Raw genomic sequence first — 11,396 nt, 5'->3', positions numbered from 1 at the left:
ATGTATTAAAAATTCATTTTATGTATTTTTGAAGGCAAGCTGCCTATTTAAATGAATCAGGACCAAATGGTCTCTGGTTCTTTATTTTGTTTACCTGACTAGTTCCTCACTCTACAGTTTACATACAACTACCTTTTTAAGTTATTACCAAATTGATTTAAGGGAGTACATTTTTTTATTTAATCCTGAAGGTAAAATGATAAACATGAGAGCTCCTTATTACAGTCGGAGGGATGGGAAAAATGAAAGCGGTTTTAGACAGCTCCCGAAAGTACGGCGCAACAAAAAGGAAAAATAACTTTCTGTACTATATCAGAAGAGACGGTCTGTTATATTTTCTTTTGCTGCTGCCTATGGCGTATATCCTGATTTTCAAGTATGCACCCATCTATGGCCTTGTGATGGCATTCCAAGATTACAACATTTTTGAAGGAATTAGAGGGAGCGAATGGGTAGGACTGGATGTGTTCCGGTTTATTTTTGAGCAGGACAGCTTCTACCGTGCATTGAAGAATACGCTGGTCCTGAATGTTCTGGACTTGATCGCTGGTTTTCCAGCGCCCATTCTTCTGGCGATTTTGCTCAATGAAGTAAGACAAGCAAAATTCAAGAAAATGACCCAGACCGTGTTGTATCTGCCCCACTTTTTGTCCTGGGTTATCATTGGCGGTATGGTCTATCTGATGTTTTCTAACGGCGGCATGATCAATAATTTCCTGTCGGGCTTTGGTTTTGAAAGAATCGAGTTTCTGTCGCAGAAAACACCTTGGTTGATTACTTATATTACCGTTGGCGTATGGCAAAATATCGGATGGGGCACCATCATTTATTTGGCGGCCATTACCGGAATCAATAGGGAGTTGTATGAGGCCTCCGATATTGATGGCTGCAGCAGGCTTCGCAAAATGTGGCATATTACACTGCCTGGCATTAAGTCAACCATCAATATTTTGTTGATTCTTCAAATAGGCAGAATGGTTTCTATCGGATTTGACCGTCCCTTTGTGATGGGGAATTCACTGGTTAGCGATTACTCTGATGTTATCAGTACTTTCGTGTATAGAGTTGGTATTAGTTCGGGTGATTTCTCTCAGGCAACGGCGGTAGGATTGTTCCAATCCGTGGTCGGCCTGATCCTGCTGTTATCTGCAAACTTTGTTGCGAAAAAATTAGGCGAGGATGGGATATGGTGAGGGTGGCGAGCAATAGGGGCAAGATGAAAAAAATGACTGTAGCGGATATTGCCATCATTGTATTTATCGTGGCATTGTCCTTCACATGTATCGTACCGTTTCTGTACATGATTGCGCTTTCTTTCAGTTCCAACGAAGCGATTATTTCTCAAAAGGTCGGACTGTGGCCAGTAGACTTCACAGCAGAAACGTACAAAACCATATTGAGCGATATGGATATGCTCTATACGCTTGGATACAGTATTGTGCTTACGATATTTTACACTTTGGTATGCATGTTCCTGACCATATGTGCAGCGTATCCGTTAACGAAGAAGCGGCTGAAGGGAAGAAACTTTATTTTGACGGCGTTGGTCTTCACCATGTATTTCAGCGGCGGTTTAATTCCCTCCTATATTCTGGTTAAAAACCTGGGCATGATGAATTCGGTTTGGAGCCTGGTTTTGCCGGGTGCCATGAGCGTGTTTAATCTGATCATCCTGAAAACCTTCTTCAGCAATCTTCCGGAGAGCCTGGAGGAATCAGCAGCCATTGACGGGTGTTCGGATCTGGGCATTCTCATCAAGATTGTGCTCCCCCTTTCGTTGCCATCGATCGCCACATTAAGCCTTTTCTATGCGGTGGACAGATGGAATGGATTCCAGGATGCGCTGTTCTACATTACGAAAAAAGAGCTGTACCCTATGCAGATGAAGCTATACCAGATCATATCGGCCAATCAGCAGTTGGATAGCCAACAAGGAGGAGAAGGAAGTGTCGGCTCCTATATTGTCCCTGAATCTTTGAAAGCGGCCAGTGTCATGTTTACAACGATTCCGATTTTGCTGATCTATCCTAAACTGCAGAAGTATTTCGTGGATGGTGTGATGACTGGGGCTATCAAGGGTTGATGGGGAAACAGATTATGATGAAGGGGGGATCCCGGCCTCGCGGATGATTTAAGAGAATCAATCACAAGAACGAAAGGGTGGTTAAAGTGTATAAGGGCATAAAGAAGAAAGCAGCAATTCTATTTAGCACAGTGCTTCTAGCCGTAGGAATGGCAGGCTGTGGTGGCGCAGGCCATAACAATGGGGAGACGGTATCAAAAGGGTCCAACGCATCGGAAACGGGTTCCGGTTCCCCAGTAACCTTGACAGTGGAAGTGTTTGACAGAGGTATTCAGGGACAACCGGACTTGAACAACAACACGTGGACCAAATATGTCAACGAAAAATTCGGGAAGCCTAATAACGCCATTGTAAAATTTGTTCCTGTCCCCCGTTCCCAAGAAGTCGACAAGCTGAATGTGTTGATGGCTGCCAACGAAGCTCCTGATATTTCCTTCACCTATGACGGGAATACCGTAACCCGTTTCGCAAAAAGCGGTGGCCTCTATACACTGGATGAATTGTTGGAGAAGCACGGCCAGCAATTAAAGTCTTATCTGGGCGAGAAAGTTCTTTCCTACGGGAAATATGAGGGCAAACAAATCTCGATCCCAGGTAAGCGGACTCTGATTGCTTGGAACGGCATGTTTATTCGCAAGGATTGGCTGGATAAGCTGGGAATGCCTGCTCCAACGAATCGGGATGAATTATATAATACCCTCGTTGCTTTCCGTGACAAGAACCCGGGTAATGTGGATGGTGTCATTCCGTGGGCAACAGCGGCTTCCGGCATGAACTACACCTTTGGCAACCTGATTCCTTCGTTCTGGGGTCCGATGTCGGAGGAGGAATTCGTTACCACCACCAATTGGCTGAAGCCCGGCACTAAGGATGCTTATAAATGGCTGAACAAACTGTACAATGAAAAGCTGATCAGCCCCGACTTTGCGCTGGATAAAACAACCAAACAAGCGGATGCCGATGTGACCAATGGCAAGGTAGGCTTCTACGCTGCCAACTGGGATTATCCACTTTCACAAAAAATTCGTGAACCACTGAAGCAAAATGCACCTGATGCCAACTATGTTGCTGTAGATACCTTCAAAAACGACGAGGGGAAATACCTGAAAGAGATATACAATGAAAACGGGATTTTCTCATTCATCCCGAAAAGCAGCAAGAATGCGGAGCTGGCCATAAAGTATCTGAACTGGATGGCTGATCCGGAGGTGTTGTTCTTCCTTCAGTTTGGTGAAGAAGGCGTCAACCATAAGCTTGTAAACGGCATCCCGCAAGGGATTGCGCAAACCGGCGAAAATATGCAGACGAGCAATCTGAATATGGATTATACACTAATTGTAAACGGTGCAGAGCTGGGCGATACCGAAAAGAATGTCCGAACATACGCAGCAGCCTTAGCAGCCGGAGATCAGAGCTATGAAAAACTGGCTGTCGATTCATACAAAATCAATACGACGGATGGTTATACAGGCTTCTATTACGGCGTCTCGAACGAAGCTAGTATCAAGTACGGCAAAACGTTGGGTGACTTGAACAAGCAGATGAGTGACAGGCTGGTCGTTGCCAAGCCGGCAGAGTTCGACGCCTTGTACGAGAAGCTGGTGAAAGAATATATGGACGCCGGCGGTCAGGCTGTTCAGGATGAGAATATAAATAATTATAGAGATATCAAAGCACAGAGCAAGTAATCCATGGCATAAGGATAAACCAGTCTGTGGTTTATCCTTATTTCGTTGCTGTTCCCGAATAATTTTGCTATTATTCGGGGGAATCCATATGTTCAGGAGGATACCCATGTACAAGGTCATGATTGTAGATGATGAGCCGTGGGCAATTAAAGGAATCCGCAACGCCTTCGATTGGGATAAATATGGATTTGAAATTATCGGACAATTTAAAAGCGCTTACACGGCATGGGATGCCATAAAAGCGAATGAACCCGATTTGGTATTTACGGATATCCGTATGCCTGAGATATCCGGACTGGATCTGATGAAGAGAGCCAAAGTAGAAGGGCTGGACATTGAGTTTGTCATCGTAAGCGGATATGCGGAATTTGAATATGCCCAGGAAGCGCTGCGCTATGGGGCGCTGGATTATTTCCTGAAACCCTTGGATATCGATAAGGCTGACCCCTTCATCGCGAAGCTGGCCATGCACTTCTCCCGAAGAAGCACAGCACGTAACCAACTCCTTCTGGATGCGCTGACCTCGGCGAATGAGGACGAGATAAAGAGCTTCCTACCGCTTCCCGATGATGCAGCTGTGTACTATTATCAGGTGTTGACCATCTATTTCAGGGGAGAAAATAAAAATATTAGGAACCTGCTTTCTTTGGAGGGAAAGCCTGTTCATGTTGTGGAAGTTGAAGCTGGAGCCCGAAAAATGCTAGTTGTCCTGATGACGGAGCATAGGGATTGTCTGGAAGGACATTCGGATATGTGGGTTCTGAATAAGACGGGCATCCATGTTATGGGCGTCAGCAGCATCTCTAATCAACGAAAGCATATGAGCAAGCTCATAAAAGAAGCGGACCTGTCCGCTTCCCAGGTTTTTCTTGAAGAAGCTGGGGGCGTCGTTCACTACGAGCCGAAGCTTCATCTGGTGAAGCCATGTATCGATGAAATCCACCACATCCTTCAAGGAAATCAATTTGACGATGTGGAAGCGTACATTAAAGGGCTGCAGGCATATTTCAGGGATCATCATCTGGGCATGTCTGAGGTTGTCTACCTGTGGAATCAAGCCGTCGGGATCCTTATAAAAGCATATTCTGAGGAATTGAAGGATATGGAACTGGAATTCCTGAATTATTCCGAGATCAAGGAACGATTTGAACACTTTGAGTCGCTATGCAGCTTTTTACATGAGGTTCTCGACTCCATCAGGATAGGAAACAGCCGCTCTTTGCAGGTAGGGGACATCCAGTCCTGCTTCAACAGGATGATAAATTATATCAACCATCATTTTGAGCAGAAATTGTATTTGAAGGATTTATCTGCCCAATTTTTCATTAACCAGGTGTATTGCTGTCAATTATTCAGAAAAAATCTGGGCAAAACCTTCTCTGAATATGTGTCGGAGCTGAGAATCAAGAAAGCCCGTGAGCTCCTGAAGCGGACGGATCTATCCATTGAAGAAGTGGCCATTAAGGCCGGGTATGTCGATTATTATTATTTCAATAAAGTGTTCAAGAAGCATTGCGGGATGACCCCCACCAAATTCAGAAAAAGTTGATATGAACGGAGCGGCGGGCCATGAAGATCAGTAAACTGAAATTGAAGCATCAGATATGGCTTATCTTTTTTTTCTCAATCATCATATTTACTGTCATGGAATTTTATTATTATTATAGTTTCTCTAATTTAACCCAGAAGAGAGCCGCCCATTACAGTAACCAGATGATAGAACAAACACGCCGCAAAATTGATTCTGCATTTAGTGATATCAGGGTCAGCACCAGCATTGCGGTCAATAGCAGACGGGTTCAGGAATTTTCTGTAGTGGATGATGATTACAAAAGGGCGTTTAATAGCGGTCCAAATGCATTGGATCTCATGGAATATATGAGATCCTTTAATTCGTACGTGGACGGAATTGTAATTAATGATATTCGGGGAAGACGGCTTTACAGTTTGGCATCAGCAAGCGGAGATATTTTTTTTCTCAATCGTTACGATACCTTTATCCAGAAGTATAAGGAAGATCCTTCGCTGCGGGACAAGGGGATGTTCACCTCGATTCTAAAAGACGACAGAACAGGAACGGAACAGTTCTTTTATATAGCGCCGATTGTGGAGGCCATCGGGGGAATCCATTTCTCCCAAATTACGGGTTACTGTACCGTTTTGGTCAATATGGACAAAATGCAGGGGCTTGTGGAAAATACGGAATTAACGCCCAACTCTACCTTGTACATTCTGAATAGCCGGGATGAGGTGATTGCTTCCACCAATTCCAATGCCCGAGGTGCGTTATTCAGGGAAGTTCTGTCTATGGATAAGGGCATCCTGCTTAAAGGGGTCAAAACAACTATCGATGGGGAAGATATTCTTGTCCAGGTTAAGGATTTGGAGCAGGCAGACGGGTGGCGGGTTGTGAGTATGATTCCAGTGCAAGAGCTTACTGCAGACATGAACCCTATACGGAAAGTCAGCATTATCGTGGGGATTGGGATGATTCTAAGCATGCTTATCATGGGCAGTTTCTTTATGAACAATCTGATGCGTCCGGTGATGGGACTTGTTCTGGATATGAAGAGAGTGGGGAGCCGGGACATGGGCTTCCGCATTAAAGTCCGGTCTACCAATGAAGTAGGCATGCTGGCCTGCGACATTAACCGGGTAATCAATGAAAGGGAAGAGATGGCAAGCGATATGATCAATACCCAGGCCAGATTATATGAATCTGAGTTGAGTCAGAAACAGGCGGAGTTTGCTGCCCTGCAAAGCCAGATCAACCCTCATTTTCTCTATAATACGCTCAATTGCATCAGCAGCATTGGATTGGAATACGGAAGCAGAGAGATCGCGCAAATTGCATCTTGCATGTCCAAAATATTCCGGTACAGTATAAGAAAAGATGATCTTGTGCGGATAAGGGAAGAGCTGGACTGTATTCAGGCTTATATGAACATTATCGCCATCCGGTATGAAAATAAATTTATCATCGAGATCGATGTGGACGAGGGACTCCTGGAGATGCAAACCCCCAAGATGATTCTCCAGCCCATTGTGGAGAATGCGGTCTATCATGGGCTTGAGCGGATGGATCAAGGGGGCCGGCTTCAAGTTACCGGGAGCATAGATGCGCACGGGGACGTATGCTTCCAAATCACGGATACCGGGAAGGGAATGGACCCGGAGCAATTGGCTTCCCTTCAGGCTAAGCTGGGCATGGCATCCCCGGAACCTACACAAGATGGCCAACCTGCTACAAGTATCGGTCTTTCCAATATCCATAACAGGCTCCGGCTATTGTTTGGAGAGGGTTACGGGATCGCCATACAAAGCCAGTTCGGCCATGGGACGACCGTGACCGTGAGGATTCCAAAGCTGTTAAACAACCGCAAACCTTTTGAAGAGTAAGGTTATGTCGATAGCCGGACACACTACAATGTAATGTTTTTCTTCAGGACACAACCCTTAATTGGGGATTGTGTCCTTTTTTTCTTTGAATTCCCGGCGATAACAATCAGACGTTGAGAGGGTTAAGTATAATCCGAAGGTCAAGACAATTTTTCTAAAACGGTTACCAAAACAATTTAAGATAGTACATTTTTTAAATTTTCTCTGAAAGTAGAATGAGGACATGGCTGAAAAAATCAATGACAGGGGGATGGATGAAGTTGAAAGCGGTTTTATGGGATAGGAAAAGATTCAGGTACCTGCTGCTTTGTCTCGCAGTGCTGCTGATGCTGCCGCAATGGAGCGGAGCGGCTGCGGCGGCAGAGCAAACGCCAGATAAGGCGGATTTGGCATCCCGGCAGGAGGGAAAGGATGTGTCTGATTTCTACAATGTTATCATGCAGACAGGGGCCGACCCTTGGGTTTACAAGCATACGGACGGCTATTATTACAACGTCTTTGTCAACGCCAGCGGCATCATGATCCGCAGATCGATGACCATCACCGGCATTGAAGCGGGCGAGAGGAGCCTAGCCTGGACACCGGTTAAGGGTACAATGTACAGTTCCAATGTTTGGGCACCCGAAATGCACTATCTCAAAGATATCGATGGCAAATACAAATGGTATATTTACTTCGCGGCTGACAACGGAACCAACGCAAACCACCGCATGTATGTGCTGGAGAACGCCAGTGAGAGTCCGATGACCGGAACCTGGGAGTTCAAAGGGAAAATAACCGATTCCACGGACCGCTGGGCGATCGACGGCACTGTGCTGACTGTAAATGAGAAACACTATTTCATGTGGTCCGGATGGGAGGAAACGGATGGGAGTTTCCAAAACCTATATATAGCGGAAATGAGCGATCCACGGACCATCAGCTCGCAGCGGGTATTGATTTCGACGCCTGACCATGATTGGGAAACGTCCCCGGGCAGGATCAACGAAGGTCCCCAAGTCAATATACGCGGTAACACCATCAACTTGGTCTATTCCGCAAACGGAAGCTGGACAGACAGTTACTGCCTCGGACTGATCACGGCCAAGATTGGCGATGATTTGATGAACCCCAGCTCCTGGGTAAAACAGGACAATCCGATTTTCTCCAGCGCCAACGGCGTTTATGGCCCGGGCCACCACAGTCTCACCACTTCTCCCGACGGCAGTGAGGACTGGATTATCTACCATTCCGCCCGCTGGCCAGGATCAGGGTGGACCCGCAATGTCCGAGCGCAGAAATTCATCTGGAACGCAGACGGAACGCCAAACCTGGGAGAGCCCGTCGATCCAAACAAACCGATTGCCAAGCCTTCAGGGGAGCCGGCACGTCAGCGCTATGAGGCGGAAGCAGCCCTGTTGGTGAAAGATCCCAGCGGCGGAACCGGCCCCGGCGTTTGGTGGGAAGGTACCGCTTCCGACGAGAAGAAGATCGCCAATATCAAGAACGCCAATGATTATGCCCAGTTTACAGTCAACGTGCCAGAGGCGGGATTTTATGTGCTGTCTGTGCGCAATGCCAACGGCTCATCGAATGGGGTGGATGCTTCACATATCTTGTCGGTTAACGGCAGTTCCGGCGCCCGTTTGAACATCGTCTATTCCGGCTGGAATCGTTGGGGAGCCTCCACGGTGAAAGTCTATCTTAAACAAGGCAACAATACCATCCGTTTCTCGACGGGTGCCAACCTTGCCGAAATTGACAGCATGGATATATTCAAGCTTGATGTTGCGTCGGAAATTCTATTCGATTCTCCGGGGTACACGCTGGGGTTAGGTGAAAGCCGCAGTTTGCCCGTGTATACGGTAACAGGCACTACCTATTCCCCTGTGGACAGCGGAGTTTCCTTCAGTTCTTCCAACAAAGAGGTCGCTGATATTGATGGGATGGGGGTCAAAGGACTCAAGGCAGGCAGCGCCACGATCACCGCGACATATAACGGAAAGACGGCCACAGCCACGGTTACCGTTGCCGCTGAACCTAAGTCTGTGCAGTCCATTGCCATCAGCGGATTGAACAACATCCTGACCAGCGGGCTGACAGGGCAACTGCAGTTAACAGCTCGCTACAACACCTATGAAGTCCAGGATGTGTCGGCTGACGCCACGTTCTTCAGCAGCAAACCAGACGTGGCCAAGGTTACGGTCACCGGTCAGGTATATGACACTGGGCCGGGGGATACGGTGATTACAGCCGTATACGGCGGCAAGGAAGCAAAATTCAACTTAACAGTAACACCCGATCCGTCTCAGGTTCCTCAGATTATTTCTCAAGTAAAAACTCCCTCCGGAGTGACACCGAGGCTGCCCGGCGTTGTTGACGTCAATTACAAGGGTGAGATAAGCATCGCCGAGGTCAGCTGGAAGCTGGAAGGAATACACTTCAACTCACTTGGCACGATTCAGGTGCCTGTCATATTAACACTGAATGGCGAGAAGATTCCTGCTGCCGTTTCCGTAGAAGTGATCCCGGGATGGGGTCTTGATGAGATTGTAGATAACATGCGCAGCAGGATAGTCGGTTTCTCTTATCCGCTGGGCGAAGGCTTGGGAACCTATAGTCAAAATGCGTATAATGCTCTCTTGGCTGAGCTGGATCATGCGGAAGAGATGTCTGTAGACCCTGATCTGCGTGAAGAGCAGTTTGAGGAGGCGCTGCATCGCCTTGCTGAAGCGGAAGTAACCCTGCTTGGCTCACTTAACCTTACCGAGGATGGCGTGACCTATAACGCCTACCGGGATTTCTCCGGCGATGAGACGGGCAAGTACCCTTACGGCATTACCATCGAAGCTCTAACCAATGGCACTACTGCCACTGTGCAAGAAGAGGACGGGAATAAGTTCCTTCGACTGACCACAACCGCTGTTGCGGGCAAGGCAAATTTGTTCCTGCCGTTTGCAGGCGAGGTCAAGGCAGAAGCGGATCAGCGCATCGTCATCGAATATCGTGCCAGATTAAACAGCAGCTTTCAGTACGCCAATGGTGCCATGGTGAGAAATGACAGCGGCACCGGCAATTATTCCATGGTCACAGCTTTTGATACGGGTAAAATCATCGTACAGAATGGGGGGTCCAAGAAGCCGGTCAAGAACACTTCATACAATACATGGTACAAAATTAGAATGGTGGCAAACTGGGACGCCAAGACTTATACCGTTTATATTAACGATGATCCTGTTCCGGCGGCCACTGACTTCCTCTTCCGCCATACAGGCGGCAGTAAGTTGACCGGCCAGCTGTTCGGCATCGACGGCTACGCTAACGCTTCAATCGACTTCGACGATTTCAAAGTCATGGTTACGGGAGGATCGAAAACTGCGCCGATCACATCCGCGGCTCTTTCGCCAGAAGTTCCGAATGGCCAAAATGGCTGGTATACGCATCCGGTGACGGTAAGTTTGTCAGCAAAAGCTCCACGGGATAGCGTTGCAAAAACCGACTACAGTCTGGACGGCGGGACAACTTGGCAAACCTATACGGCACCAATCACATTCAGCCAAGACGGCACTTACACAGTTACCTATCGTTCGGTTGATCCAGCAGGGAATGAGGAGATGGCGAAAGCCGTCAGCTTTAAGCTGGATACGAAAGACCCGACTATAGAAGTTGTCATTCCTGGAGATGGCGGCACCTATGAAGATAGCGAGGATTTGACCCCTTTAGTGACTACGCTGGATACGGCATCAGGGGTCGACAACAGCAAGACGACGGTGACGCTGGATACGTATTCCTATCCGATCGGCACCACGATCCCACTCTTTTCATTGCCGCTAGGAAGGCATGAGCTTGTGGTGTCTTCAGTTGATCTAGCCGGCAACTCAGGCAATAAAACCGTTGTGTTCTATACCGTAGCAAATATCCATTCGCTAAAGGCATTAGTGACGCGTTTTGCCGAGAGCAAGGAGATCGATAATGCCGGAATTGCCAATAGCCTGCAGAAAAAATTGGAGAACGGCAATTTGAACAGTTTTGTTAACGAGGTGCAGGCGGAAAAAGGAAAACACATATCGAACGATGCGGCAAATTATTTACTTAGGGACGCACGCTTCTTGTTGTCCCGGCAATAATGAGAAGGAAGTATCAAGCCCTGGCGTCTAAATGAAAAGCTAACGCAAACGGGAAAGGGAAGCGCCAAAAAAGGACGCGAGCGAATACGCGTCCTTTTTTTTCTGTACGCGAAAAACAAA

Annotated in this window: 6 protein-coding genes; all 6 read left to right on the top strand. The window is 47.3% G+C overall.

What is annotated here, in order from left to right; all coding sequences use genetic code 11:
* The first annotated feature begins 242 nt into the window (after window positions 1–242).
* Entirely contained in the window at window positions 243–1,193 is a 951-nt protein-coding gene (locus tag ACOZB4_RS02615) for an ABC transporter permease (RefSeq protein WP_379415176.1), read from the top strand.
* Entirely contained in the window at window positions 1,187–2,083 is an 897-nt protein-coding gene (locus ACOZB4_RS02610) for a carbohydrate ABC transporter permease (protein WP_212968345.1), read from the top strand. Before ACOZB4_RS02615 ends, ACOZB4_RS02610 begins: the two co-directional genes overlap by 7 nt.
* Window positions 2,084–2,169: 86 nt before the next feature.
* The gene (locus tag ACOZB4_RS02605) at window positions 2,170–3,771 is read left to right on the top strand and encodes an extracellular solute-binding protein (protein WP_422759462.1); all 1,602 of its coding nucleotides are present in this window, start codon (window positions 2,170–2,172) and stop codon (window positions 3,769–3,771) included.
* 106 nt (window positions 3,772–3,877) lie between these two features.
* Entirely contained in the window at window positions 3,878–5,320 is a 1,443-nt protein-coding gene (locus ACOZB4_RS02600; RefSeq protein ID WP_379415182.1) for a response regulator, read from the top strand.
* 164 nt (window positions 5,321–5,484) lie between these two features.
* Window positions 5,485–7,170: a sensor histidine kinase gene (locus tag ACOZB4_RS02595; RefSeq protein ID WP_379415184.1), complete on the top strand. Its 1,686-nt coding sequence runs from the start codon at window positions 5,485–5,487 to the stop codon at window positions 7,168–7,170.
* Between the two features lie 254 nt (window positions 7,171–7,424).
* Window positions 7,425–11,276, top strand: a complete 3,852-nt coding sequence (locus ACOZB4_RS02590; RefSeq protein ID WP_379415186.1) for a family 43 glycosylhydrolase — start codon at window positions 7,425–7,427, stop codon at window positions 11,274–11,276.
* The last annotated feature ends 120 nt before the right edge of the window (window positions 11,277–11,396 follow it).

The organism is Paenibacillus sp. NPDC058898, from assembly GCF_049316025.1.
Taxonomy (GTDB): Bacteria; Bacillota; Bacilli; order Paenibacillales; family Paenibacillaceae; genus Paenibacillus_AQ.
The sequence above is the reverse complement of the archived record's forward strand: the minus strand, read 5'-3'. Positions and strand labels throughout refer to the sequence as shown.

Coding starts and splice junctions, on each gene's coding strand:
- ACOZB4_RS02590 (WP_379415186.1), top strand. CDS start 7,425: ATGAAGTTGAAAGCGGTTTTATGGGATAGGAAAAGATTCAGGTACCTG.
- ACOZB4_RS02600 (WP_379415182.1), top strand. CDS start 3,878: ATGTACAAGGTCATGATTGTAGATGATGAGCCGTGGGCAATTAAAGGA.
- ACOZB4_RS02615 (WP_379415176.1), top strand. CDS start 243: ATGAAAGCGGTTTTAGACAGCTCCCGAAAGTACGGCGCAACAAAAAGG.
- ACOZB4_RS02595 (WP_379415184.1), top strand. CDS start 5,485: ATGATAGAACAAACACGCCGCAAAATTGATTCTGCATTTAGTGATATC.
- ACOZB4_RS02610 (WP_212968345.1), top strand. CDS start 1,187: ATGGTGAGGGTGGCGAGCAATAGGGGCAAGATGAAAAAAATGACTGTA.